General features: G+C 69.4%; 23 protein-coding genes. 11 read left to right on the forward strand and 12 right to left on the reverse strand.

What is annotated here, in order from left to right; genetic code table 11:
• The first annotated feature begins 168 nt into the window (after nt 1–168).
• The 3 genes from mdeB to GA0116996_RS18325 all read left to right on the forward strand — a co-directional run bounded on the left by mdeB (nt 169) and on the right by GA0116996_RS18325 (nt 5,144).
• Entirely contained in the window at nt 169–2,883 is a 2,715-nt protein-coding gene (gene mdeB, locus GA0116996_RS18315) for an alpha-ketoglutarate dehydrogenase (RefSeq protein WP_092314458.1), read from the forward strand.
• Between the two features lie 58 nt (nt 2,884–2,941).
• Nucleotides 2,942–3,826, forward strand: a complete 885-nt coding sequence (locus GA0116996_RS18320) for a fumarylacetoacetate hydrolase family protein (protein ID WP_092314460.1) — start codon at nt 2,942–2,944, stop codon at nt 3,824–3,826.
• Nucleotides 3,827–3,968: 142 nt separating this feature from the next.
• On the forward strand, nt 3,969–5,144 hold the full coding sequence (locus GA0116996_RS18325) for an OmpP1/FadL family transporter (RefSeq protein ID WP_244159917.1): 1,176 nt from the start codon (nt 3,969–3,971) through the stop codon (nt 5,142–5,144).
• A 31-nt stretch (nt 5,145–5,175) separates the two neighbouring features.
• On the opposite strand, the gene GA0116996_RS18330 is transcribed toward GA0116996_RS18325, so the two are convergent.
• Nucleotides 5,176–6,510, reverse strand: coding sequence for a hypothetical protein (locus GA0116996_RS18330; RefSeq protein WP_092314462.1), 1,335 nt, complete (start codon nt 6,508–6,510; stop codon nt 5,176–5,178).
• A 391-nt stretch (nt 6,511–6,901) separates the two neighbouring features.
• On the opposite strand from GA0116996_RS18330, the gene GA0116996_RS18335 reads away from it, so the two are divergent.
• From GA0116996_RS18335 to GA0116996_RS18350, 4 genes are all read left to right on the forward strand, one after another.
• The gene (locus GA0116996_RS18335; protein WP_092314464.1) at nt 6,902–8,914 is read left to right on the forward strand and encodes a type IV pili methyl-accepting chemotaxis transducer N-terminal domain-containing protein; all 2,013 of its coding nucleotides are present in this window, start codon (nt 6,902–6,904) and stop codon (nt 8,912–8,914) included.
• The gene (locus GA0116996_RS18340; protein WP_092314466.1) at nt 8,911–9,564 is read left to right on the forward strand and encodes a response regulator; all 654 of its coding nucleotides are present in this window, start codon (nt 8,911–8,913) and stop codon (nt 9,562–9,564) included. The genes GA0116996_RS18335 and GA0116996_RS18340 overlap by 4 nt, the downstream gene beginning before the upstream one ends.
• Nucleotides 9,565–9,826: 262 nt before the next feature.
• A complete protein-coding gene (locus tag GA0116996_RS18345) occupies nt 9,827–9,985 on the forward strand; it encodes a DUF3309 family protein (RefSeq protein WP_012356889.1) in 159 nt (52 codons plus the stop codon).
• 160 nt (nt 9,986–10,145) lie between these two features.
• Nucleotides 10,146–10,334 (forward strand): DUF3008 family protein, encoded by a 189-nt coding sequence (locus GA0116996_RS18350; RefSeq protein ID WP_012356890.1) that lies wholly within the window; start codon nt 10,146–10,148, stop codon nt 10,332–10,334.
• A 90-nt stretch (nt 10,335–10,424) separates the two neighbouring features.
• On the opposite strand, the gene GA0116996_RS18355 is transcribed toward GA0116996_RS18350, so the two are convergent.
• The 3 genes from GA0116996_RS18355 to GA0116996_RS18365 all read right to left on the reverse strand — a co-directional run bounded on the left by GA0116996_RS18355 (nt 10,425) and on the right by GA0116996_RS18365 (nt 12,655).
• Nucleotides 10,425–11,198, reverse strand: a complete 774-nt coding sequence (locus GA0116996_RS18355; RefSeq protein ID WP_092314468.1) for a ParB-like protein — start codon at nt 11,196–11,198, stop codon at nt 10,425–10,427.
• Nucleotides 11,182–11,631, reverse strand: a complete 450-nt coding sequence (locus GA0116996_RS18360) for a hypothetical protein (RefSeq protein WP_092314470.1) — start codon at nt 11,629–11,631, stop codon at nt 11,182–11,184. Before GA0116996_RS18360 ends, GA0116996_RS18355 begins: the two co-directional genes overlap by 17 nt.
• A 166-nt stretch (nt 11,632–11,797) precedes the next feature.
• Nucleotides 11,798–12,655: an SDR family oxidoreductase gene (locus tag GA0116996_RS18365; RefSeq protein ID WP_092314471.1), complete on the reverse strand. Its 858-nt coding sequence runs from the start codon at nt 12,653–12,655 to the stop codon at nt 11,798–11,800.
• A 347-nt stretch (nt 12,656–13,002) separates the two neighbouring features.
• Here GA0116996_RS18365 and GA0116996_RS18370 point away from each other — a divergent pair, with 347 nt between their 5' ends.
• On the forward strand, nt 13,003–14,220 hold the full coding sequence (locus tag GA0116996_RS18370) for a BON domain-containing protein (RefSeq protein WP_092314473.1): 1,218 nt from the start codon (nt 13,003–13,005) through the stop codon (nt 14,218–14,220).
• A gap of 3 nt (nt 14,221–14,223) precedes the next feature.
• The gene (locus GA0116996_RS18375; RefSeq protein ID WP_092314475.1) at nt 14,224–14,898 is read left to right on the forward strand and encodes a ParB-like protein; all 675 of its coding nucleotides are present in this window, start codon (nt 14,224–14,226) and stop codon (nt 14,896–14,898) included.
• A gap of 18 nt (nt 14,899–14,916) precedes the next feature.
• On the opposite strand, the gene GA0116996_RS18380 is transcribed toward GA0116996_RS18375, so the two are convergent.
• The 4 genes from GA0116996_RS18380 to GA0116996_RS18395 form a co-directional block, all read right to left on the reverse strand.
• Complete coding sequence (locus GA0116996_RS18380; protein ID WP_092314477.1) at nt 14,917–15,999, reverse strand: DNA topoisomerase IB; 1,083 nt, start codon at nt 15,997–15,999, stop codon at nt 14,917–14,919.
• Between the two features lie 11 nt (nt 16,000–16,010).
• Nucleotides 16,011–16,877 (reverse strand): alpha/beta hydrolase family protein, encoded by an 867-nt coding sequence (locus GA0116996_RS18385; RefSeq protein ID WP_092314479.1) that lies wholly within the window; start codon nt 16,875–16,877, stop codon nt 16,011–16,013.
• On the reverse strand, nt 16,864–18,069 hold the full coding sequence (locus GA0116996_RS18390; RefSeq protein WP_092314481.1) for a DUF3182 family protein: 1,206 nt from the start codon (nt 18,067–18,069) through the stop codon (nt 16,864–16,866). Before GA0116996_RS18390 ends, GA0116996_RS18385 begins: the two co-directional genes overlap by 14 nt.
• 62 nt (nt 18,070–18,131) lie before the next feature.
• Nucleotides 18,132–18,710 (reverse strand): low affinity iron permease family protein, encoded by a 579-nt coding sequence (locus GA0116996_RS18395; RefSeq protein ID WP_092314483.1) that lies wholly within the window; start codon nt 18,708–18,710, stop codon nt 18,132–18,134.
• Nucleotides 18,711–19,062: 352 nt separating this feature from the next.
• Here GA0116996_RS18395 and GA0116996_RS18400 point away from each other — a divergent pair, with 352 nt between their 5' ends.
• Nucleotides 19,063–19,530, forward strand: coding sequence for a CBS domain-containing protein (locus tag GA0116996_RS18400; protein WP_092314485.1), 468 nt, complete (start codon nt 19,063–19,065; stop codon nt 19,528–19,530).
• A gap of 23 nt (nt 19,531–19,553) precedes the next feature.
• Nucleotides 19,554–19,889 carry a BON domain-containing protein gene (locus tag GA0116996_RS18405; protein WP_092314487.1) on the forward strand — a complete coding sequence of 112 codons (336 nt, stop codon included), beginning with the start codon at nt 19,554–19,556 and terminating at the stop codon, nt 19,887–19,889.
• An 83-nt stretch (nt 19,890–19,972) separates the two neighbouring features.
• Here GA0116996_RS18405 and GA0116996_RS18410 read toward each other — a convergent pair whose 3' ends face one another.
• The 4 genes from GA0116996_RS18410 to GA0116996_RS18425 form a co-directional block, all read right to left on the reverse strand.
• Nucleotides 19,973–20,434: a PRC-barrel domain-containing protein gene (locus GA0116996_RS18410; protein WP_018005539.1), complete on the reverse strand. Its 462-nt coding sequence runs from the start codon at nt 20,432–20,434 to the stop codon at nt 19,973–19,975.
• A gap of 59 nt (nt 20,435–20,493) precedes the next feature.
• Nucleotides 20,494–21,084: a DUF6861 domain-containing protein gene (locus GA0116996_RS18415; RefSeq protein WP_092314489.1), complete on the reverse strand. Its 591-nt coding sequence runs from the start codon at nt 21,082–21,084 to the stop codon at nt 20,494–20,496.
• Between the two features lie 107 nt (nt 21,085–21,191).
• A complete protein-coding gene (locus GA0116996_RS18420; protein ID WP_092314491.1) occupies nt 21,192–21,932 on the reverse strand; it encodes a hypothetical protein in 741 nt (246 codons plus the stop codon).
• A 219-nt stretch (nt 21,933–22,151) separates the two neighbouring features.
• A complete protein-coding gene (locus tag GA0116996_RS18425; RefSeq protein ID WP_092314493.1) occupies nt 22,152–23,066 on the reverse strand; it encodes a sensor histidine kinase in 915 nt (304 codons plus the stop codon).
• Nucleotides 23,067–23,200: the final 134 nt, after the last annotated feature.

Consider the following 23,200-nt stretch of genomic DNA (forward strand, 5'->3'; position numbering starts at 1 on the left):
GAATCCTCAAGTACCGCACGATTCGGCGAGCTGCCACTGCCCGCAGCGGGCATGCTTCAGCAAGACAGGTAGCTGTCCGCCCGACGTCGCCGCGCGCGCCGCCGCCAAACCACGCGCTGTTCGCCGGCACGCTCCACGAACGCAGCCAGAACCCCATGAACGACTCCTATGAACGACCGAAACTTTCAGTTCATCGCGCTTGAGCCGGACCCCCAAGGACCGATCGATAGCGATCCGGAAGAAACCGCGGAATGGCGCGACGCGCTGCTGTCGCTCGTCAAAGCCGTCGGTCGCGATCGCGCCCGCTTTATCCTCGACATGCTCGCCACCGTGGGCAGGCATCCCTCCATTGGCTGGGAGCCTGTGCGCGGCACCCCCTATATCAACACCATTTCCGTCGATCGGCAGCCGCCCTTCCCCGGCGACCTGGCGCTGGAGGAGCGCATCGCTTCCATGGTGCGCTGGAACGCCCTGGCAATGGTGGTACGCGCCAACCAGGCATACGGCGAGTTGGGTGGGCATATCGCCAGCTACGCTAGCGCCGCCGACCTCTTCGAAGTGGGCTTCAACCACTTCTTCCGCGCCCGCACCGATGCGTCCGGCGGTGACCTGGTCTTCTACCAGGCCCACTCGGCGCCAGGGGTCTATGCTCGAGCGTTCCTGGAGGGACGCCTTGCGGAACAGGACCTGGCACATTACCGGCAGGAAATCACAGCCCCCAGGAACGGCGCACAAGGCCTGTGCAGCTATCCCCACCCCTGGCTGATGCCGGACTTCTGGCAGTTTCCCACGGGTTCCATGGGAATTGGCCCGATCAGTTCCATCTATCAGGCCCGCTTCATGCGCTATCTGCAGCATCGTGGCTTGCTGAACACCGAGCATCGCACTGTCTGGGGCGTGTTCGGCGATGGCGAGATGGATGAACCGGAGAGCATGTCCGCGCTCACGCTCGCGGCTCGCGAAGGCCTGGACAACCTGGTATGGGTGGTCAACTGCAACCTGCAGCGCCTTGACGGCCCGGTGCGAGGCAACGGCCGCATCATCGATGAACTGGAACAACTGTTCAGCGGCGCCGGATGGCATGTAATCAAGCTGGTCTGGGGCTCTGACTGGGACGGCCTGTTCGCACGGGACCAGGAAGGCGCACTGATCCAGGCCTTCTCACAAACCGTCGACGGGCAATTCCAGACCTTTGCCGCCAAAGACGGCCGCTACAACCGCGACCACTTCTTCGGCCAGAACGCCGCGCTCTCCCAGCTTGCACAGGGCCTGACGGACGAGCAGATCGATCGCCTGAAGCGCGGCGGCCATGACCTGGTCAAGATCTACGCGGCCTACCATGCGGCGCTTCGGCACCGCGGGCGTCCGACTGTCATCCTGGCGCAGACGAAGAAGGGCTTCGGCATGGGCGAAGCCGGCCAGGGCAAGATGACCACGCACCAGCAGAAGAAGCTCGATCGCGACGCCCTGCTCGGTTTTCGCAACCGCTTCCAGCTGCCGCTGACGGATGCGCAAACCGAATCCCTCCAGTTCTACAAGCCGGCCGACGACAGCGACGAAATGCGCTACCTGCACGCACGCCGGCAGGCGCTTGGCGGCTATGTGCCGTCTCGCGGCACGCAGGCTGCCCCAGTGGAAGTGCCGCCCCTTGACGGCTATGCCAGCTTTGCGACCCAGGCCGACGAAAAGGAAATGTCGACGACGATGGCTTTCGTGCGCATGCTGGGCAACCTGCTGAAGGACAAGTCATTCGGCCGCAGGCTCGTACCCATCGTCGCCGATGAAGCGCGCACCTTCGGCATGGCAAACCTGTTCCGGCAGATCGGCATCTATTCCAGCGTGGGCCAGCGCTACGAGCCGGAAGACATTGGCTCGATCCTGAGCTACCGCGAAGCCAGCGACGGGCAGATCCTCGAAGAAGGCATCAGTGAAGCGGGCGCAATCAGTTCGTGGGTAGCGGCGGCGACCAGCTACAGCGTGCACGGCCTGGCCATGCTGCCGTTCTATATCTACTACTCGATGTTCGGCTTCCAGCGCATCGGCGACCTGATCTGGGCAGCGGCCGACCAGCGGGCACGCGGATTTCTGCTTGGCGCCACGGCGGGCCGCACCACCCTGGGCGGCGAGGGCCTGCAGCACCAGGACGGCAGCAGCCTGGTCACGGCATCGATGGTCCCCAACTGCCGCGCCTACGACCCGGCCTTCGCCGGCGAGTTCGCCGTCATTCTCGATCACGGCATGCGCCAGATGCTCGAGCACCAGCAAGACGTGTTCTTCTACGTCACGCTGATGAACGAGAACTATGCACAACCGTCGCTGCCGGAAGGTGCCGCGGCCGGGATCATCCGCGGCCTCTACCAGTATGGCGAGCAGCGGGCCAGCCAGTCGCGCGGGCGGGTACGCCTGGTCGGCTCGGGCGCCATCCTGAGGGAGGTGATCGCCGCCGCGGATTTGCTGTCCCGGGACTGGCAGATCGACGCCGAAATCTGGAGCGCAACGAGCTTCAGTGAACTGGCACGCGAAGCGCGTGAGGTGGAGCGATGGAACCGGCTGCATCCCCAAGCCGAGCCGCGCAAGAGCCATGTGCAGGAGTCGCTCGATGGCGCCGTGCCGGTGATCGCAGCTACCGACTATGTCCGCGCCTGGCCGCAACTGATTGCGCCTTATCTCGATGCGCGCTTCATGGCGCTTGGCACCGATGGCTTTGGGCGCAGCGATACGCGCAGCGCCTTGCGCAGCTTCTTCGAAGTAGACCGGCACCACATCGTGCTGGCAGCCCTGCAAGCGCTGGCCGAGGAAGGCCGCATTGACCCGGCCTTGCGCACCGAAGCGATTGAGCGCTACGGCATCGCCGTGCAAGCCAGCGCACCGTGGCAATGCTGAGCGCAAGCCACGCATAACGGCAGCACTACGCCCCGCCCATGTCCAACGGACCAAGACCATGAAGCTTGCCACCTTTGAAACCAGCCCGGGACACCCTCGCATCGGGCTGATTGCCGCGGGCGGGATCATCGACATCGCCCGCCACCTCCCCGGCACGCCAGCCGACAACCTCTCGCTGATCGCCACCTGGACCGATTGGCAGGAAGCGCTCGCCGGGCTTGCCAGCCGCAACCAGGCGGACCTGCAGCTGGCATCGGTGACCCTGCTGGCACCGGTGCCGCGTCCAGGCAAGATCCTGGGGATCGGCCTGAACTATGCGGACCATGTGGCCGAATCTGGTATGGCGCCGCCGCCAGCGCAACTCTGGTTCGCCAAGATGCCAACCGCCGCCAACGGGCCGTTTGCCGCCATCGACCTGCCGCTGGTCTCGGACGCGCTGGACTATGAGGCGGAGCTCGCCTTTGTCATCGGCCGCCGTTGCCGTCATGTATCGCGCGAGGATGCGCACAGATACATCTTTGGCTACTGCGCGGCAAACGATGTCACGGTGCGCGACTGGCAGTTTCATACTTCCCAGTTCTTGCTGGGCAAGTCCTTCGATACGCATGCACCGTTCGGACCGTGGATCGTCACCGCGGACGAGATCCCGGATCCGCATCGCCTTCCGATCCGGTGCTTCGTCAATGGCGAACTGCGTCAGAACTCCAATACGCGCCACCTGGTATTCGACTGCTTCGCGCAGCTCGAGCACCTCTCCAAAGTCATGACACTGGAGCCGGGTGACCTGGTTCTGACCGGCACGCCAGGCGGCGTCGGCTGGGCAGACAAGCCGACGCGCGCGCTGCACAGCGGTGACCGCGTGCGCGTCGAGATCGATGGCATCGGCGCCATCGAAAACGTTGTACAGCGCGAGGAAGGGGCCAGCGCTGGCAAGAAACGATAAGGCCTGACGCTACGCACGCCACACACCATGTGCATGCCGTCGCAACCTGCTTCGCGTCGGCATCAACGACGTTAGCGTCGGCGCCAACCCACGCGCTCGCCACCTGCGTGGGGACGCACAAGAACCACCTGGAGACACACAGATGGGCCATCGTTTTGGCAGCCAGGCAATGGCTGCATTGCTGTTCCTCGGCGCCGGCCTCGCGCCTTCCGCTGCATGGGCCAACAATGGTTCGGAGCTCTCGGCAAATGGTGCCATGGCTGCCGGCATGGGTGGCGTTGGGATTGCCGTCCCCCAGGGCGCCACCGCTGCCGCCGACAATCCCGCCGGCATGGCAGAGGTCGGTACCCGCCTCGACTTGTATGGCGTAGTGGTGGCGGCGGCGGTGGACGCCTCATTTGGCTCCCCGTCCAACCAGCACGACTCCAGGATCATTCAGCCCGTACCCGGCGTAGGGTTCAATGTCCAGATCGATCCGAAGTGGACCTTCGGCGTGTCGATAACCGGAGCGGGGCTCGGTTCCAAATACAGTTCCCCTGCACTCCCACTGCCTGGCGCGGCCGATGCCAGATCCAGCCTGATGGTGATACGGGCCAGCCCCACGGTGACATACAAGCCGTTGTCGAACCTTGCCGTCGGCGCATCGTTGGTGCTTGGCGCCCAGCAATTCCGCGCCAATGGTGTGGTCGCTCCCGGGCCAGACGGTGTAGTGGTCCTGCCTACGCACGGAAATGCCTACGCCGCCGGCATCGGCGCCGGGGTTGGCGTGCTGTGGAGCCCGCTCCCGATGGTAAGCGTTGGCGCGTCGTATTTCACCAAAACCTGGTTCAGCAGGCTTGGCGGATACCACGAGGATGTATTGGCATCGAGCGACGGCCGTCTGAACAGCCCCTCCAGATATGGCGCAGGCATTGCCATCAGGCCTATTGGCGGCCTGACGCTGGGCGCCGACTATCTGCGCATCTTGTGGAGTGGGGCCGACGGCTATAACTCGCCCTCGTTCAACTGGCACGACCAGGACGTTTTCCGCATCGGTGCCGCTTACGTCATCAATCCGCAATGGACGATCCGGCTGGGCTACAGCGTCGCCAACTCGTTCATCGACTCGGACCATACCGCGGCCAATTTCTATGCGAACGGGATCACCAGGGCGTCGGTGACGGCTGGCCTGACCTACAACTTCGACAGAAAGAACGCGGTGACGATGGCCATCGAGTATGACCTTCCGAGGACTGTCATCGGTACGGGACCGAGCACGGGAACAAATATCTCAGCGCGCTCGCAGTGGTACACGATCGGCTATACGCACAAGTTCTGAGCGCGGATGGCCGCGCGCAATGATCCGGAGGCTATCCAGGCCGGTCTGCACCGGTTCCGCCACCGGGCCAGGGGCGCCCGCGCGGCGGCAACCCTCCACACTTCCTCATCTGCCGCATGCACCGCAGCGCCGCGAGCAATTGCCATCCCAGCCACGCATTGGCCCCCGCCAGCAGCAGCCCGCCGATGCGGGCCAGCAGCGCCGGCGCCAGCGGCAGCGCCAACAGCACCGCGTAGGCCGCCAGCAGCAGCCACGCCTGCCCGCGCTGACGGCCCGGCGCGACGATGGCCTGCATTGCCGGCACGCGCGCCCTGCGCGGCAGCAGCCGGCGCAGGTGCAGCCAGACCAGGAACGGCACGATCTTGCCCAGCATCGCCGTCACCGGCAGCACGCCCACGCCGACCAGCGCCATCGTGCCGGCCCACCACGCCAGCGGCAGCGCCACCCCGGGCAGCACCACGGCCGCCGTCCCCAGCACCGCCGCGCCGAGCATGCTGGCGCTCGCGACCGGCCACAACACCCACAGCGGATCGTGGCGCCGCCGCGCACGCAGCGTGCCGGCCAGCCCGCATGCGCCCATCACCGCGACGAACGACAGCCACACCACCAGCGCGGCCCGTGCCAGCACTGGTTCCCCGGGCCACAGCACCAGCGCGGCGCTGAACACCGCCAGCGGCCCCCAATGCCCCAACGGCAGCCAGCGGGCCAGCGCCGCCGGCGCGCGCGGCGTCTGCCAGAACATCGGCAGCACCGTGGCCGCGACCCCGCTGACCAGCGCCGCCATCCAGCCGCCCAGGGCCCACGCCATATGCAGGCCAAGCGCCTGCGCCACCGGCACGCGCCACAGCCCGCCGAAGGTGCCCGCCAGCGCGATGCCGGCGATCATCGCTACCATCAGCGGCGCGCCGATGCCGGCCAGCGTGCGCGTGGTGGCGTCCACCGCGGCCACGCGCCGGCCCGCGGCGAGCAGCACCGCGCCCGCCAGCAGCAGCACCGCGCCAAGGGCAGCGGCAACCCGCATCGCCACCGGCTCACCGCCCAGCAAGCCGAAACCGAGCGCGGCCGCCACCGCCGCGCCGGTCGCGGCCATGAACGGCGCCAGCCGCCCTGCACCGGGAACGTCCACGCGCGCCACCACCGGCATCATCTGGAACAGCGCGCCGACCATCACCGGCAGCAGCATGCCCAGCGCGAGCGCATGCACCGCCGCCAGCGCCAGCGGCGCGAAGCGGTCAGGCAGACCCGCCGCCGGCCCCGCAGCCAGCAACAGCCCCGCGGCCGCGCCCAGCCATGGCGCCGGCAGCAGGCACCCGAACACCAGCGCCGGCCGCGGCGCGCGCGCGTAGTCGAGATCCGCGCCTTTCATGCGCGCCCCGCGGCGTGACGGCGGTGACGCATTCGTGCGCCGGTTGAAGTGGATACGGCCATCGCTCCTTCTCACCAGTCCTGACAAAAGGCCCGATGCTAGGCCGCCGCGCCGCGCAAGGACTTGACCAGGGCCAAGTCCGGGCCGCCATGAAAGATCCCTGCGTGACGGAACCGGCCCTGGCGCCACACGCCATGCCCGCGATGCGCCGCTGCCCGCACATACGCGCGCCAAAGCCGGGTTTCCTTGATCTGACGCAGATAGCACTGCCGGTCGCGCGGGGAAAATCGCTTCCGACCCCTGCGTGACCCTGTTGCCATGGCCGTCGGGCCGTTGCCCGGCCCCTGCGACAAGCCCGCGACAGGTCCCACTGGTAGCCCCCGATACCGCCATGCCTGATACCGATCCTCCTGCCGCCACGGCTGCGTCCGCCTTGCCGGCGCTGCGCCATCGCCTTTCCACGCGCATCATCTCGCTGTCGCTGGCCGTGCTGCTGGTGGTGCTGGGCATGATCTCCGGCACGCTGTGGCTGTCCTGGAAGCTGGAAGGCGCCGGCGCCGCCATCAACGATGCCGGCAGCCTGCGCATGCGCGCCAACCGCGTGGCGATCGAGCTGGCGCTGGCGCACGCGGGCCGCGCCAATGACCTGGCCGCGCAGATGCAGGCGCTGGACACCACGCTGGCGCTGCTGAAAAAGGGCGACGCGGCGCGGCCGCTGTTTCTGCCGGACGAGCCCGCCATCCATACGCAACTGGCGCGCGTCACCCATGACTGGCAACAGCGGCTGCGGCCGCTGGCCGGCGCCGGCCCGGCGCCGGCCGCATACATTGCCGCGCTGCCGGGTTTCGTCGCCCAGGCCGACCGCCTGGTCGGCATGATCGAACACGACAGCGCACGCAAGACCGACCTGCTGCGCCTGTCGCAGACAGCGCTGGCGCTGATGGCCTGCATCGGCACGGTCGCGGTGATCTACCTGCTCTACCTATGGATCATCCTGCCGGTGCTGCGCCTGCAGGACGGCCTGCGGCGCATGGCCGCGCGCGAATTCTCGCTGCGCCTGCCGGTGGAAAGCCGCGACGAGTTCGGCACGCTCAGCGAAGGCTTCAACCGCATGGCGGACGAGCTGCAGGGCCTGTACCACGACCTCGAGGCCCGCGTGGCGCAGAAGACCGCCGAGCTGGAGCGCCACAACCGCGACCTGGAAACGCTGTACGAGATGGCCGCCTTCCTCAACCAGGCCGCCGACGCCGAGGCCATGGCGCAGGGCTTCCTGGCGCGGGTGATGCGCCAGTTCGATGCCGATGGCGGCAGCGTGCGCGCGCTCGACAGCCGCCACGGCCGCATGCACCTGCTGGCCGCCGCGGGCCTGCCGGCGGCGCTGGCCGAGGCCGATTCCTGCGCGTCGGCCAACGGCTGCCATTGCGGCGATGCCACGCGCGAGGCCGTGATCGCCATCGTCGACCTGCGCGGGGCGGCGCGTGCCGGCGCGGCCGACGAGACACCGTGCGGCCGCGACGGCTTCCAGTCGCTGGCGGCGTTCCGCATCGAAAGCCAGCGCGGCGCCACCGGCATGTTCGCGCTGCACTTCCGCACGCCGCGCAAGCTGCCGCCGTCGGACCGGCAACTGCTGCAGACGCTGGCGCAGCACCTGGGCACCGCGCTGGAACACCTGCGCCTGTCCGCCACCGCGCGCCAGCTCGCGGTGGTCGAAGAGCGCAACCTGGTGGCGCAAGGGCTGCACGACAGCATCGCCCAGGGGCTGAACTACCTGAACCTGCAGGTGCAGCTGCTCGACGACGCAGTCGCGCGCGACGACCTGGCCGAGACCCGCGAGCTGGTGCCGATGCTGCGACATGGCGTGGAAGAGAGCTACCAGGACGTGCGCGAGCTGCTCAACAACTTCCGCTCGCGGCTGGGCACCGGCGAGCTGCGCCCAGCGGCGGAAGAGACCGTTGAGCGCTTTCGCCGGCAATGCCGCACCGAGGCCACGCTGGCCATCGACGAACGCGGCGGCGCCTGGCCGCTGTCGCCCGAGCAGCAGCTGCAGGTGCTGTTCATCCTGCAGGAGGCGCTTTCCAACGTGCGCAAGCACGCCATGGCGGCGCACGTGGCGGTGGGGCTCAGCCATGGCCCCGACTTCCGCCTGGTGGTGCAGGACGACGGCGAAGGCTTCGATCCCGACGAGCTGGCCACCCGCGCCGACGCCCATATCGGCCTGAGCATCATGCGCGAGCGCGCCGCGCGGCTGGGGGCCCGGCTGCAGGTGCAGGCCAGCCCCGGCAGCGGCGTGCGCATCGAACTGGTGCTGCCCGCCGGCAGCCAGGGCGCCGCCCGGCGCGATCGCAGCACCAACCCCATCACCAGCCTTAGCAGCCTGATCCTCCCGAGCGAGACCCAGCCATGACCATCCGCATCCTGCTGATCGACGACCACACCCTGTTCCGCTCGGGCATCCGCGCGCTGTTGCAGCGCCAGGCCGACTTCGAGATCGTCGACGAAGCCGCCGACGGGGTGGAAGGCATCAAGCGCGCCAAGCAGCACCGCCCCGACGTGATCCTGCTGGACCTGAACATGCCGGGGCTATCCGGACTCGAGGCCCTGCAACTGCTGGTCGAAGACCTGCCGCAGACCGCGGTGATCGTGCTGACGGTGTCCGAGGAGGCCGAGGAGCTGGCCGCCGCGCTGCGCGGCGGCGCGCGCGGCTACCTGATCAAGAACATCGAGACCGAGGCGCTGATCGCCGGCATCCGCCGCGCCGCCGCCGGCGAGCCGGTGATCTCCGACAGCATGACCGCCAAGCTGGTGGCCCAGTTCCGCGCGCCCGCGCCCGTGGCTGCGCCGCGCCAGGGAGAAACGCCGCGGCTGACCGCGCGCGAGCGCGAGATCGTGCAGGGCCTGGCCCGCGGCGAAAGCAACAAGGAGATCGCGCGCGACCTGGGCGTGGCCGAAAGCACGGTGAAGATCCACGTGCAGAACATCCTGAAGAAGCTGAACCTGGCCAGCCGCGTGCAGGTTGCGGTCTATGCGGTGGAACACGGTCTGAACACCGCCTGAGCGGCGCGCACGGCTGCCTGTGCAGCGCTTTTGCACAGGGGCTTTTTTTGCACCGCACCGGCGCGGCGCCGCCAGCGCTGGCCGCGCGCGGGTCGCCTTGCCCGCACTTGGGCGTCGTCCGATTCCTACACCGATATCAGTCCCTGCCCGGAGGGATGCCCGCACCCCTTGTTCTACGCTGAACGGTAAGCGGATGGCTCTGCGGAGCCGCCTCGGAGCGGAAGCCGCGCGGCTTCCCCGATCCACGAACAAGGAGCACGCCATGGGCATCGGCACCATCCTTCTGATCATCCTCGTCCTGCTGCTGATCGGCGCCCTGCCGGCCTGGCCTTACAGTTCCGGCTGGGGCTACTGGCCGAGCGGCGGCCTGGGACTGATCGTCCTGATCGTGGTGCTGCTGGTGGTGCTGGGCCGGATCTAGCGTCCGGCGGGCAGCGAACCGCGGCACAGCGCGCGCAAGCAGCATTGCGCGCCGGCCGCGCTTGTCGCGGCCGCGCCTGGCACCTATAACGAAGCGCGGGCCCGCGCGTCAGCGCGCGCCCGGTCCTTTCAACCTTTTCACCTTTCGCAAGGAGACTCAGATGCCAGCAAAATCCAAGGCGCAACAACAGGCCGCCGGAGCGGCGCTCTCCGCAAAGCGCGGCGAAAAGAAGGCCGGTTCGCTCAAGGGACCTTCGCGCTCGATGTACAAGTCGATGAGCGAGAAGGAACTCGACAAGATGGCTTCGACCAAGACCAAGGGCATGCCGAAGCACAAGTCGGAACGCTGACCGGTACGCAACGGCCTTGCACATGAGGCCTGGCCGCGCTGCCAGCGCGGCGGCATACCAGCACAGGGCAGGCGCGCGCCTGCCCTGTTGCTATCCGGCCCTGCCGTTTTTTCCCTTGCCCGTCTTCGATGGCTTAGCGGGCCGGCCCGTCTTGCCCTCGAGCGGGCCGCCGCAATAGCCGGGCAGCCGCCTGGCCCGCGGGCTGCGGGCGAGCTTGATCGATTCCGCCAGCGCCAGGCCGAACCCGGCAATGCTGTCAAGGTCCTGCTCCACCCGCTTGCGCAGGAACCCGGCCCAGCAGAAGTCGCCGTAGGCGCTGTCCGGCTTGCGGTACGCCCCCGCTTCGCGGGCAAAGGCCGCCAGGCTGCGGTACGGGTCGTCGCGCATGCTGCGCACGGTCGAGGGCAAGGCCCTGGGCCCCTGACGCTTGCCGTGTTCATCGTAGGGATGGACGTGGCCCAGCTGGCGCATGCGCTTCCAGAACGCGGCGCCGTCCAGATGGCTGAAGTCTTCCAGCACCTGCACCGGCGCGAGCTGGTAGCCGAGATCCAGCCATGCGCGCGCCCAGTGGTGGTGGTCGACGATATAGAGTTCGCCACCCGGCCCCGCGACGGTCTTGATGCGATGCCGGCGCATAAAGCGCCGCAGCACCTCGCGGTCTTCCGGATCGGCGTGGCGCTGCGTGACTTCCATCTTGTGGTGGACATGGATGTAGCCCAGCGTCAGTTGCGTCGGGCGCAGCCGTGCCAGTTCGGCGACGGCCTTGCCGCGCGGGCAGCGCGGCGCCACCACCGGCGCCACCACCGGCTCGGCGCCGGAGCCCGGCTCGGCCGGCTCGGCGGGGCGTTCAGTCGTGCTCGACACGTTTCTGGTTGACGAAGTGCTCTAGCTCGCTGCCGGGGTCTTCGTTGCCGGTGCTCTCCTCGGCGGTGGCGTCGCTGGCCAGCGGCCGCGGCCAGTATTCGCCCTCGCCCTCGCGCACCGGCTCGCCGTGCCGGGCCGGATCGAAATCGGTCCACTGCCCGCATTCCCAGGTGCCCTGCGCGCGCTCGAGCTGGCTGGCGCCGGTTTCGCGCAGTACGTCGATGACCACCGAACCCAGCCCGTTGTTGACGCACGCGGCCAGCATGACGTTGTCGGCCGGCTGCTGCGCGGCGGCGTCGTCCTGCTGACTGGCAGGGCCCCGCACTGACACGATGGATACATCCCACACCGAGAACCCGCGCGCGAACAGCGTGCGCGCGGCATCCTCGGCGCTGGCAATCGAATCGAAACGTCCCGCGATGATCGATGACATGATGCCTCCCAGAGATTGGCGATGGCGGTCGGCTGATCTCACCCGTATTGCAAGAGCCACGCCCGCGCAGGATCTGCACGGCACGCCAGCCGGCGGGACCGCTGCATGCAATATTTGCAAACGCGGCTCCGAACTACATGCGCGTGCATGGCGCAAGCCCGGTCGATCAGCCGTTCACGACCTCCCCGCCATTGATGTGCAGGATCTGCCCGGTGATATAGCTGGCCGCATCCGAGGCCAGGAACACATAGCCCCCGGCGACCTCGAACGGTTGCCCGGGGCGGCCCATGGGCGTCTTCTTGCCGAACTGCGCCACTTCCTCGGGGCTGAAGGTGGATGGAATCAGCGGCGTCCAGATCGGGCCCGGGGCCACGCCGTTGACACGGATGCCGCGCTCCACCACCTGCAGCGCGAGCGAGCGCGTGAACGACACGATCGCGCCCTTGGTCGCGGAATAGTCCAGCAGGTGCTTGCTGCCGCGATAGGCGGTGACCGAAGTGGTGTTCAGGATCGATGCGCCTGCCTTCAGGTGCGGCAGCACCGCGCGCGTCAGGTGGAACATCGCAAACACGTTGGTGCGGAAGGTGGCCTCGACCTGGCTGGCCTCGACTTCCTCGAGCGATTCCTTGGGATGCTGCTCGGCGGCATTGTTGACCAGGATGTCGAGCCTGCCGTACTGCTGCAGCGTCTGCCGCGCGACCGCCTCGGCGTGGTCGCAGTCGGCGAGGTCGCCGGCGATGGCCAGGCATTTGCGCCCGGCCTGCTCGACCAGGTTGACGGTCTCGCGCGCGTCGGCATGTTCGTTCAGGTAGGCGATGGCGACATCGGCGCCTTCACGCGCAAACGCCACCGCAATGGCTCGGCCGATGCCGCTGTCGCCGCCGGTGACCAGCGCGACGCGTCCGCTGAGCCGGCCGCTGCCGACGTAATCGTCCGCGCCGCTGTCCGGCTGCGGGCGCATCGGGGCTTCCAGGCCGGGCTGGCGCGACTGGTGCTGGGGCGGGACGCTCTTGGGTGTGGACATGGCAGTCTCCTGTCGTGGTGGCCGCGCCATGCGACGCCGGCGTGACGGCGCGCCGCGGCCATGCAAGATGCCAGGGTGGCGCGCAAGTTCCATGCCGCAAAGCGCAAGGCGCGAGCCCGCATGCTGCCACGCGCGGGGGCATCGGCCCGGCGGTGCTGCCCGTAACCCTTACATCGCACGGCAATCCTTACAGCGCGCGCGTATGCGGCACTGCGCCGCTTCGTCTACGCGCCGGGGCACGGATTTTGCGGCTTTCTCCATATCCGAAACGTCAACGGCTTCCGGCGCCTGCCGCACATGCCTGCGGGCAGTGCCGGCGCGCGGAGCCTCACCGCCAGGAGGCAGATATGTTCAACTTCCGCAATGACCGCGGCAGCCGCGGCCGGCCCGAAGCGCAACGCCGCGACCGCGGCCCCGAGCAAAGGATGCGCGATGAGAGCGAGGGCCGCGGCTCGGAGGACTGGGGGCAGGAATGGGGCGAGGACTGGCGCGGCGAGAGCAGCCAGCGCCGGGGCGAGTATGGCGGCCATGGCTATGAAAGCCGCCAGCGCTGGGAAGAAAACCGCCGCGACGAAGATCGCGACGAGCGTCGCCAGGAACAGCGCAACGAAAGTCGCGGCCAGGGCCGCGGCATGGGCAGCGAGCGCGAATCCTCGCGCCACGGCGGCCCGTGGTATCAGCAGGACACGCCCGCCGGCCAGCGCCGCGGCAGCTGGGGCGAGAGCGGCTACGGCGCCGCCGATGTCGGGGGCAGCGGCCATCCGTACAGCAGCGCCTATGGCGGCTACCGGCCATCGCAGCAGGACAGCGGCTATCGCAGCGGGGAACGCGAATCGGGCTATGGCTATCGCGACGAAGACCGCTTCGGTCCGCGCGGGCGCCGCAGCGAAGCGAGCGGGCGCGGGGAACGCAGCGAGCGCGAGGAACGCGACCAACGCAGCCGGCGCAGCCAGGGCGGCTGGGGCACCGAACAGGGCCGCAGTGAAGGCGGCCGCGCCATGCATTGGCAGGAAGGCAGCGAGCGCGACCGCGCCCAGCGCGGCGGACAGCCCAGCTATGGCGGCGGCTACTTCGGCGATGCGGGCCGTGGCGGCCAGTCGTTCAGCGGCGGACAGCGCGTCTACCCTGACGATCCGGGCTACCGGCGCCGCACCCCCTACGCCGGCCAGGCCAGCGCCTCCGGTGCGCAGGGCGGGCAGCATGCCGGCCGCCGCGCCACCGGTCCCAAGGGTTATCGCCGCTCTGACGAGCGCGTGCGCGAGGATGTGTGCGAACGCCTGGCGATGAACCCGTACATCGACGTCGGCGAGGTCAGCGTCGAGGTCGCGAATGGTGTCGTGACGCTGGACGGCACCGTCAGCGAGCGCCGCGAGAAATACGTGGTCGAGGAGATCGCCGACGCGGTGTTCGGCGTCACCGAGGTCGACAACCGCCTGCGCGTGCAGCGCCAGCAAGGCAGCTCGTGGGCGGCAGGCTCCGAGGTGGGCGGCGACACCTCCAGCGGCAGCAGCGACACGGCGTCGGCCGGCGGCACTTCGCCGGATCGCACGCTCAACAAGAGCTGAGCCTTGCGCTCCGGCCAGGCCCCCGCGCGCACGGCGCCCGCCCCGCGGCGGGCGCCGCGCAAGCTGGCGCCTGACAGCAAGCTGCTGGTGCCGCTGGACGCGCTGCATCCCACGCAGATCACCGTGGGCGGCTACCACGTGGCGCAGAAGGTGCACACCACGCGGCGCGTAGCGCCTGAAGCGCGCGCGGCGTTTCTGGACCGGCACCGCGTGCACCTGGTGATCGGGCCGGAGCAGGTGCTCTATGTGGTCGACCATCACCATTGGGTGCGCGCCTGGCATGACCTGGGGCTTACGCATGTGCCCGGCATCGTCCGCGCCGACCTGAGCGACCTGGACGTGCCCGCGTTCTGGCGCTACATGGTCGCCAATCACCTGGTGCACCCCTATGACGAGCATGGCCGCCGGCGGCCGCTGACCGAACTGCCCGACGCCATCCACGATATGCGCGACGACCCGTACCGCAGCCTGGAGGCCTTTGTGCAGCTGGCGGGCGGCTATCGCAAGGTCAAGACCGCCTACCCGGACTTCCGCTGGGCGGACTTTTTCCGGCGCCACGTGCCCGGGCCGTTCGACACGCCGCATCACTTTGCCTTCGCGGTGGCGAGCGCGTTCAGGCTGGCGCACTCGCGCGAGGCCAAGGACCTGCCCGGCTATATCGGCGCGCTGGGGTGCTGAGCGACGCGCCGGGCATGATCATCCGCCCTTGCCTTTCTTGCCATTCGCTGGCGGGGACTGCCCCGCCAGCAATTGCAGCAGCCGCGCCTCGTCCGCGCGCAGCCGCGTCATGGCGGGCGCGCGGCCGCCCGCCCGCAGCACGCCGGCCAGGTAGGCATCGATGACGTCGGGGTGCACATAGCATTTGCGGCACACCGCGACGGTGTTGCGCAACTGGTTCGCGACTTCGCGGATGGCATCGGTCACGGCCTTGCGGCGCGCGGTCTCGCTGGACGCTTCCGGCAGCTTGCGCAGGATCGCCAGCGCATGCACGCTGCCGGCCCAGGTGCGGAAGTCCTTGGCGGTAAAGTCGCCGCCGGTCACTTCCTGCAGGTAGGCGTTGACATCGGCCGAGCCGATCTCGCGGATCTCGCCATCGCTGTCGCGGTACTTGAACAGGCACTGGCCCGGCAGGTCGGCGCAGTTGCGCACGATGCGCGCGAGGCGCGGGTCGTTGACCGAGACGTCGTGCGTGATGCCGCTCTTGCCGGTGAACTGGAAGCGCAGCCGGCTGCCGCGCACGGTCACATGGCGGCGGCGCAGCGTGGTCAGGCCGTAGGTGCGGTTCTGGCGCGCGTAGCGCGGCGAGCCGACGCGCACCAGCGTGGCGTCGAGCAGCAGCACCACCGCACCCACCACCTTCTCGCGCGGCATGCCGTTGCGGCGCAGGTCGCGCGCCACGCGCGCGCGCAGGCGCGGCAGCGCGGCCCCGAACGCCGCCAGCCGCGCATATTTGTCGGTATCGCGCAGCGTGGCCCATTGCGGGTGGTAGACATACTGCTTGCGCCCGCGCGCATCGCGCCCGGTGGCCTGCAGGTGCCCGCGCGGGTCCGGGCAGATCCACACCGACTCGTAGGCCGGCGGGATGGCCAGCGTCGAGATGCGCGCCAGCGTGGCGGCATCGGTCACGCGCTTGCCGTCCGGGCCGGTATAGCTGAAGCCGCTGCCATGGCGCCGGCGCGTGATGCCCGGGCTGCCGTCGTCGACATAGCGCAGCCCCGCGTCGCGCAACACCGTGTCGAGCGCGGCGGGGGCTTCGGTGCCGGGCAGCGTGCTGTCCATGGGCCGCGGGTTCAGCCGGCGCCCGGCGCGCCGGCGGACTCGGGCTGCGGGGTTTCGAGCCCGGCGTCGGGCGCCGGCGGTGCGGGCTTTGGCGCAGGCTTCGGCGCGGGCGCCACCGCGCGTTCGGCGGTGACCGGGCCGGCGCGGGCCACGGTGACCATTTCGCGCAGCCAGTTGACCAGCATGCTGCTGTAGGTGCGCTGGAATTCTTCGTCGCTCAGGCCATGGTCGGCGCCCTTGATCACGCGGTAGGTCAGCGAGTTGGCATGGATGCAGGAGTCGACATAGCTCATCACGACGGCATGGGGCACGATCTGGTCGTGCTCGGATTCGATCACCAGCACGTCGCCGGTAAACGCCGTGCACGCGCGCAGCGCGCGATTGCTGGCGGGCGGCACCATGCTGCGCCGGTAGGTCACCAGGTCCTGCTCGCGGTGCAGCTGGCGCTTGGGCAGGTCCCAGCCTGAATCCATGTACAGCGCCGGGGCCCGGAACGCCAGCCAGCGCACCTGGCGCAGGCCGCTGAGCAGCGCGGCCAGGTATCCGCCATAGCTGCTGCCCACCACCGCGATCGCGTTGCGGTCGACCTCGGGCTGGCGCACCAGCACATCGTAGGCCGCCACCACGTCGGCGAGATTGCGCGTGCGGCTGACGGTCTCGTACTGCGCGCGCGTGCCGGCATGGCCGGTCAGGTCGAAGGTCAGGCAGACGCAGCCCAGCCCCGTCACCTTGCGCGCGCGCGCCAGGTATTGCTGCTGGCTGCCGCCCCAGCCATGCACGAACAACACCCCCGGCAATTTGGTTTCCGGGCTGATCAGGGTACCGGCGATGGTGCCGCCTTCGCTTTCGATCTGCAGCAGTTCTTCATGCGTTGCCATCGGATTCAGGCTCCAGTCGTGCGTACTTGGTCAGGGGACCGACATGGCGATCTTCGCCCTGGTAGTAGATCTCGGCGTCTTCCGGCACGCGCACGTCGTTGCCGTAGACTTCGCGCGTGGACGCGACCACGCGCGTGCGCTCCGGATCGTCGCGCAGCGCCGTCAGCGCCACCAGTTCGGCACCGGTCGCGCCGCCCACGCGCCAGGACTGCTCCAGCACGCCGCAGAACATCTGCCCGCCATCGGCGCTGCCGGCCGGCGCGCCGAAGGCGACGTCGTAGTTGCAGCGCGACAGCACCATGCCGCCGCCCTCGCCATAGCAGGCCAGCGCGGCTTCGTGGTACACCATCGCCGCGCGCACCGCGGCAAGGATGCGGGCGTCGAACGGATGCTGCAGCAGCGCGTCAAAGCCGCCACGCACCACGGTCAGCGTCGAGCCGCCGTAGACCTTCTGGCCCCGGTTGTTCTCGGTCAGCCCCTGCGTGCCGCAATAGCTCGCTTCCAGTCCCGCCAGCACGACCTTGCCGACGCTGTAGGTCTGCGGCGCGCGCAGGTCGCGCTCCACCACCAGGCCGTCGCGCTCGACTTCCTCCGGGGCAAGCGCGGCCAGCGCTTCTTCCAGCGCGGCTTCGCCGTCGACCACGCGCTGGCCCAGCCCGCCGACACCGCCGGTATCCTTGAGCCGCACCGGCCCCAGCGTCAGCAGCCGCAGCGCCGCAGTACGCGCATCGCCAAGGCTGAACGCGGTAAAGCCCGGCAGCGTGGCGCCCACCACGCGCCGCACGAAGGCCTCGGACCAGCCCCGCGGCGCCGCGGCACCGGGCTCGACCAGCCCGTGCGTGATCGCCTTGGTGGCGACGAACGCATACGGCACCACGCCGCCGAAGAGATCGTCCTCGCCCTGCACGCCCAGGGTCGCCGCCAGTTCGCGGCCGACCAGGGTCTGTGCCGGCACCAGGTACGGCGCGGGCCGTCCCGCCGCGGGCGCGGCGTACCCGCCGGCGAACGGCAGGCCGGCAATCCAGGCAACCTTGCGCGCAATATTGGCAAGGGTCATGCCATGGTGGCTGTCGCCCTCGTCCAGGGTCTCGCAGCCGTAGGCCACCACCGGGCGGCTGCCCTGCTGCGCGGCTGCCGGACCTGCGCCCGGCAGCGCCGGTTTTCGCTTGCTTGCGTTGCTGGATGCGGTCACGGCCGGCTCCTGTCTCGGTTTTGTCGCATGGGTCCTGCGCAAGGGGGCCGCGGGCCGGCAAGCTACGAGGCTGCCGAGGCGGAGGTGGCGGGCGCGCTGCCGGCATCGGCGGCGTTCGCTTCGGGCTGGCGTCCCCGCGCGGCCCGCGCGTGGCGCTTGGCGGCGTGGTTTTCGCGCGCTTCGTCGAGCGAATGGCTGGTCTTGATGCCGTCCTCCTGGTCGGCCAGCTCGGCCAGCTGGCGGTAGAAGGTGACCAGCTGACGCAGCTCTTCTTCATCGAGGTCCTCGATCGACACCAGCATGTTGCTGGCCTCGCGGTGGGAGGCCAGCAGCTCGTTGAGCTTCAGGTGGACCGCGACCGCATCCTTGTTCTGGCTCTGCTGGATCAGGAACACCATCAGGAAGGTGACGATGGTGGTGCCGGTGTTGATGACCAGCTGCCAGGTCTCGGAGTACCCGAACATCGGGCCGGTGAGGGCCCACGCCACCACCACGCCGACGGCCAGCACGAAGGCGGTCGGCGACCCGGCATGGCGCGTGGCGCCGCCGGCAAAGCGGTCGAACAGGTGCAGTACGGTGGCACGTTTGCCGGCGCCGGAGCGATGGCCAACGCCGGGCAGGATTGGGCTGGATTTGCGCATCGTTGCACTCCCACGGATAAATCGCCGGATTGGCCGCCGAGAATGGTGCTGGCCTGGGCGGCATGCTGATTTCATTGTATGGAGCGCATGGCCAATGTGCAGCGGGCGCAGTCCTACAACGGGCGCAGCACTTGCCGCGTCCTGCACGTTTCGTTTCTACATCGGGAGATAAATCTTGCCGGCGGCGTGGCCGCATTCCTGCGCGCCACGCGCGCGCGGGCCACGGGAACGCTTCTTGCGCCGCATTCCATGACGAAGCGGCGACTCCCGGTGCGCCGGTGGCCAGTCGCCGCCCTGATGACCAGGGCCCGATGCGCACGCGATATCGGTCCCACCGCAAACGGAGCCAGCCATGTTCCAGTCCCCTGCCACGCAACCCCGCGCGCCGCGGCGCGTCGTCGACATCATGACGCGCCAGCCGGCCTATATCACCCCCGATGAAACCATCCAGCATGCCGCGCAGCTGATGGCGGACCTGCACGTCGGCTCGCTGCCGGTATGCGACGGCCGGCGCCTGGTCGGCATGCTGACCGACCGCGACATCACCGTGCGCGCCACCGCTGGCGGACACGCGCCGCAGGCCACGCGCGTGGCCGATGCCATGTCGCCGCAAGTGGAATGGTGCCTCGAAGACGAATCGCTCGAGGACGCGCAGCACAAGATGGAAGCCGCGCAGGTGCGGCGCCTGCCGGTGCTCGACCACGACCACACCCTGGTGGGCATCGTGTCGCTGGGCGACTTCGCCAGCAAGGGTGGCGATACGCGCGAGTCCGGCGAGACGCTGGCATCGATCTCCACGCCTTCGGCGCCCGCGCGCTGAAGCCGCATCGACCAGGAGCCGCGATGAGCGCAATCTCTTCCGCCGATGACGAAGCCCTGCGCGTGGCCGTACGCGCCGAAATTGCCGCGGCCTTCGATGGCCGCTTTCCCGACGGCGTGACGCTCGAGGTGAGCGACCGGCGCGTGACCGTGCGCGGCTGCGTGGAAGACGTCGACACCGCGCAGCGCGTGGAGAAGGCCGCCGCGGTCAGTCCCGGCGTGCTGGGCGTGCATAACGCGCTGTCGACGCGGCAACCGCCTGCGCCGCCTGCGCCCGAGCCGCAGGGCCAGCCCGAAGGCAGCGGCAGGCACGCCGACCCGGCCGACAAGCCCGCCGGGCAGGTAAACCACAAAGTCTGAGCGGCACGCTGAACGACAAGGCGCCGGAGGTTATCTCCGGCGCCTTCGCGTATGCGACGTGCTAATGGCCGGACGAGCCGCGCTCAGCCCCAGGGGTCATAACGGTCGGCTTCCCAGTACGGCGAGATGCCGTAGTACTGGTGGATGCTGGTGGCCCATTGCGAGTCGGCCATGGTCGGCCAGTGGTCCTTGTCGAACCCCGGCGCGGCCTTGAGCCGGTCCTTCTCGACGCCGAGCACGAAGCACTTGCGCCGCGTGTCCAGCGTCAGCGCGGACCACGGCAGCGCGAACAGCTTTTCGCCGATGCCAAGGAAGCCGCCCATGGCCAGCACGGCATAGGCGACGCGGCCGCCGAGCACGTCGATCATGATGTGGTCGATGGTGCCGATGTCGTCGCCGGCCGGATCAACCACCTTGTTGCCCTCGAGCGTGTCGGCCGCCATCACGAACGGGCCGGGTCCCGGGGAATTGCGGTCGATGCCGCCTACGATCGAGGCGCCGTGCGGATGCTCGGCGCCGGGCGTTTCAGGTTGGACTGGATTCATGGATGCCTCCTTTTGGCTGCTGGGGTAGCGGATTGGAGCGAAATGCGAAGCGTGGCGCGCTAGCGGCGTTCGCGCGTGTCGGCCGGCACCGGCGGCACCAGCGGATCGAAGTCGGCCCAGCGGCCATCGACCCACTGGCCGTCGGCGCGCTCGACATCCTTGGCGCCGCCCTGGCGCAGCACGCTGGCGACCGTGTCCGCCGTGGCGGTGTCGGTGCTGGTCAGGTGCGCCGCCAGCACGACGCCGGCATTGCGCACCGCGGGCTGGCCGGTGCGCGGATTGCGCCCGGCATGACGTGCCAGCGCCAGCGCGCCCGCAAGCGAGCCCAGGTAGGCACCGAGCCCGACCGCGAATACCAGCACCAGGATCGACAGCGGTGGCGTTGCCCCCAGCGCGGCCACCAGCGCCGCGCCCACCGCGGCGCCGACGGCAGCGCCGATCAGCACCCCGCTGATGGCACCCACGCCAGACTTGCGCGCGCCGGCATCTGCGGCGTGGTCGCCGCCGATGGCATAGGCGGCATGCTGCCCGGGCGGGTTCACGTAGAACAGGTTCAGGTCCTGGTCGGCAAACCCCTGCGCGCGCAAGCGGCTCGCCGCGGTTTCGGCGGTGGAGAAGCTGTCGAAACGGCCAGCGATGATGGCGGACATGGTGGCTCCTTTTCGTTCATCGATGTGTTCGGAACCGCGGCGGGGCTGCTCGCAGCCACGCCGCGGCGCTTGGACTCAAGGTGGACTAAAGGGGGCGGGCACGCTCCTCAGCGCTTGGCCGACTTGCCCGGCTTGGCGGACCTGGACGCCGTCCTGGCCCCGGCCTTGCCCCCGGCCGCTGCGCCGGTCTTTGCGGCAGGCCTGGCTGTGCGCTTGGCAGCGGGCTTTGCAGCGGGCTTGGTAGCGGACTTGGCAGCAGGCTTGGCCGTCGCGGAGCTGCCCATGGACTTGGCAGCAGTCCTGGTCGCCGTCTTCCCGGCCGTCTTCCCAGCCATCTTCGCAGCGGGCTTGGCGGCTGGCTTGGCGCCCGCCTTCGCGCCCGTCTCCTTCGCGCCCATCTTCGCTGCTGGCTTGGCCGAGCGCCCCGGCTCCGCGGCTGCGCCCTTGCGCTGGCCGGCCGGCTTCGCGCCTACCGGCTGCTCCTGGCTGCCCTCTCTCAGCTTCCAGTCGACGTCGTCGCGCGCGGTCTGCATCTTCCTCTCGGCGTGCATGGCAGCGCTGGGCGAGATCGGATCGCTGGCCGGGAAGGTCATCTCCAGCGAATCGTCGACGGCGCCCTGGTAGGTCTTGGTTTCCTTGGCGCGTGGCCGGGTGCCCGCGGCCGGCTTGCCGGCTGCGCCCTTGCCCGCGGACGGGCCGCTGCTGCGGGTGGCCGGCGCGGTGCCGGCACGCGCCGATGGCGTGGCCCTGGTGGACTGCGCGGACCGCGTAGCGGTCGCGGACTTCGCCCGGGACGGCTTCTGTGCAACCTGCTCGGCCTGGGCGGACTTGCGGCTGGCGTTGGGCATGGTTGTTCCCTCCTTGGTTTAGGGTTGTCTGATCCATGCAAGGGGCGGGCCAGAAGCTTGTCAGCAGCCCTGCATGCAGGCAGGCGCTGCAGCGCGGGTGTGAACGCTGTGTTACTGCGGGCGCGCGGCCGCCGCGCGATGGCGTCGCGGGCAAGTGGTACGCGTAGCGTTGGCGCCAGCCTGGTAAAAACTACATCGACGTGGGCAGCACGTCCGCCGTCATGTCAGCCGCATATGGCGCGGGAAGCGGACCGCGATGCAAACGCTGACCTTGTCGCTGTCGCAGCCATCGCTCTCCGCGCTCAGCACGGCGCCGTGCATTTCCACCATGCGCCGCGTCAGCAGCAGTGCGCTGCTTTGCCGGGACGGCGTCTCGCCGCCCTGCGGCGGACGGCGGCCGAAGAAGTCGGTCAGCGCCGTCAGCCGGCTGGCGCTGCGCTGCGAATCCAGCGGCGGGCTTTCGGTAATGCGCAGCTTGACGTAGTCGGGCTCGCTGAACAGGTGCACGCTGACCGCGCCGCCCGTCGGTGCGCGCCAGATGCAGTGCACCAGCAGGTGCCGCAGCAACGGCGCCAGCCGCATGGCATCCCCGTCGATCCGGTAGGTGGCGGCGTCCGCCGTGTCCGCAGCGGCGCCCGGCGCGCTCGATGGGGCGGCAGCCTCCGACCATATCGCGGAGCCGTCCGCGCTCAGCGGCGACAGCAGCACGCCGCGCGCCTCGGCCGCATGGCGCCGGTCGGCGATCGCCTGCAGCGCCAGCGTGCGCAGGTCCAGCTGCTGCCAGCGGGGCGGGGCCTCGTCGGCAAGCAGCCGCACCCCCTCTTCCATTTCCTCGATCAACGCCAGCTGCTGCTGCATGCCCGAGCGGATGCCGTCGAGCGCGCGCTGCGCCGGCGCCGGCGTGGTATCGAAAGCGCGGTCCAGCACGTAGGCCCAACTCTGGATGGCGTTCAGCGACGAGCGCAGGTCATGCGCGGACTGCTCGATCAGCGTGCTGACCTCCTGCACGCTGCGCACCGGCTGGGCGCTGCCGCTGCCGGCCAGCTGCGCGTTCGACGCCTGCGGAGCAGGCGACCGCGCGGAATCTGGCTCAGGGGTGCCCGGCAAGCCGGACGGCGGAAATAACTGCGTCATGTGCTAGTCGGCCGCAGGGGGCAGTGGACATGGCAGGCCGGATCGGCCGGGGACGTTGCCCTGCTCGGAAGCAAGAAACGTGCTGCGCGCGTCCCGGCCGGCAGCGCGCACGCCGCGCATGCCCGCCATCCCCG

It is taken from the genome of Cupriavidus alkaliphilus (assembly GCF_900094595.1).
In the GTDB taxonomy this organism is placed as follows: Bacteria; Pseudomonadota; Gammaproteobacteria; order Burkholderiales; family Burkholderiaceae; genus Cupriavidus; species Cupriavidus alkaliphilus.

What these genes read in the sequence shown, in the direction of transcription:
- GA0116996_RS18395 (WP_092314483.1), bottom strand. Translation starts at nt 18,710, where the DNA reads ATGCGCAAATCCAGCCCAATCCTGCCCGGCGTTGGCCATCGCTCCGGC.
- GA0116996_RS18350 (WP_012356890.1), top strand. Translation starts at nt 10,146, where the DNA reads ATGCCAGCAAAATCCAAGGCGCAACAACAGGCCGCCGGAGCGGCGCTC.
- GA0116996_RS18420 (WP_092314491.1), bottom strand. Translation starts at nt 21,932, where the DNA reads ATGCCCAACGCCAGCCGCAAGTCCGCCCAGGCCGAGCAGGTTGCACAG.
- GA0116996_RS18425 (WP_092314493.1), bottom strand. Translation starts at nt 23,066, where the DNA reads ATGACGCAGTTATTTCCGCCGTCCGGCTTGCCGGGCACCCCTGAGCCA.
- GA0116996_RS18415 (WP_092314489.1), bottom strand. Translation starts at nt 21,084, where the DNA reads ATGTCCGCCATCATCGCTGGCCGTTTCGACAGCTTCTCCACCGCCGAA.
- GA0116996_RS18320 (WP_092314460.1), top strand. Translation starts at nt 2,942, where the DNA reads ATGAAGCTTGCCACCTTTGAAACCAGCCCGGGACACCCTCGCATCGGG.
- GA0116996_RS18370 (WP_092314473.1), top strand. Translation starts at nt 13,003, where the DNA reads ATGTTCAACTTCCGCAATGACCGCGGCAGCCGCGGCCGGCCCGAAGCG.
- GA0116996_RS18380 (WP_092314477.1), bottom strand. Translation starts at nt 15,999, where the DNA reads ATGGACAGCACGCTGCCCGGCACCGAAGCCCCCGCCGCGCTCGACACG.
- GA0116996_RS18400 (WP_092314485.1), top strand. Translation starts at nt 19,063, where the DNA reads ATGTTCCAGTCCCCTGCCACGCAACCCCGCGCGCCGCGGCGCGTCGTC.
- GA0116996_RS18330 (WP_092314462.1), bottom strand. Translation starts at nt 6,510, where the DNA reads ATGAAAGGCGCGGATCTCGACTACGCGCGCGCGCCGCGGCCGGCGCTG.
- mdeB (WP_092314458.1), top strand. Translation starts at nt 169, where the DNA reads ATGAACGACCGAAACTTTCAGTTCATCGCGCTTGAGCCGGACCCCCAA.
- GA0116996_RS18345 (WP_012356889.1), top strand. Translation starts at nt 9,827, where the DNA reads ATGGGCATCGGCACCATCCTTCTGATCATCCTCGTCCTGCTGCTGATC.
- GA0116996_RS18335 (WP_092314464.1), top strand. Translation starts at nt 6,902, where the DNA reads ATGCCTGATACCGATCCTCCTGCCGCCACGGCTGCGTCCGCCTTGCCG.
- GA0116996_RS18340 (WP_092314466.1), top strand. Translation starts at nt 8,911, where the DNA reads ATGACCATCCGCATCCTGCTGATCGACGACCACACCCTGTTCCGCTCG.
- GA0116996_RS18385 (WP_092314479.1), bottom strand. Translation starts at nt 16,877, where the DNA reads ATGGCAACGCATGAAGAACTGCTGCAGATCGAAAGCGAAGGCGGCACC.
- GA0116996_RS18325 (WP_244159917.1), top strand. Translation starts at nt 3,969, where the DNA reads ATGGGCCATCGTTTTGGCAGCCAGGCAATGGCTGCATTGCTGTTCCTC.
- GA0116996_RS18405 (WP_092314487.1), top strand. Translation starts at nt 19,554, where the DNA reads ATGAGCGCAATCTCTTCCGCCGATGACGAAGCCCTGCGCGTGGCCGTA.
- GA0116996_RS18365 (WP_092314471.1), bottom strand. Translation starts at nt 12,655, where the DNA reads ATGTCCACACCCAAGAGCGTCCCGCCCCAGCACCAGTCGCGCCAGCCC.
- GA0116996_RS18410 (WP_018005539.1), bottom strand. Translation starts at nt 20,434, where the DNA reads ATGAATCCAGTCCAACCTGAAACGCCCGGCGCCGAGCATCCGCACGGC.
- GA0116996_RS18360 (WP_092314470.1), bottom strand. Translation starts at nt 11,631, where the DNA reads ATGTCATCGATCATCGCGGGACGTTTCGATTCGATTGCCAGCGCCGAG.